At 61.6% G+C, this 406-nt stretch carries 1 protein-coding gene; it reads left to right on the top strand.

Annotated elements, in window-relative coordinates; all coding sequences use genetic code 11:
* The coding region (locus tag AC1D0P_RS30865; RefSeq protein WP_477680211.1) for a tetratricopeptide repeat protein at positions 1 to 406 on the top strand (406 nt) is incomplete at both ends.

The following is a 406-nucleotide window of genomic DNA, read 5'->3' as shown; positions in this document are numbered from 1 at the left end:
AGCTTAGTCCGAGCGACCCTTGGGTATGCGGCTACTTCGGCACGATCTCAGTCTATGTCGGCGACCTGCGGGAAGGCTTGATGGTTCTCGAGCGTGCCGCACAACTTTCGCCACCGCCCCTCACTTGGATCATCTACAACATTGGGCACGCCAAAGCGTGGCTTGGTGACGACGCGGGTGCGGTGACCAGCCTGTGCCGTTACATTTCGGAAAATCCGCAGGATACCTGGGGCTATCTTATGCAAGCCGTCGTCGACGGAATTGCAGGACGGACCGAAGACGCTCGGCGCGCCGTTGCGGAAGCGCTGCGCCGACAGGCAGACCTCAACTTGGATCAGGTCCTGTGCTCGAACCGCTACCGCGACCCCGCACGGACCAAACGGCTAACCGAAGTGCTGAGGGCGGC

This window comes from Polaromonas sp. P1_G2 (assembly GCF_056405515.1).
Note: the sequence above shows the minus strand (reverse complement) of the source record. Positions and strands in the feature narration are given on the sequence as shown.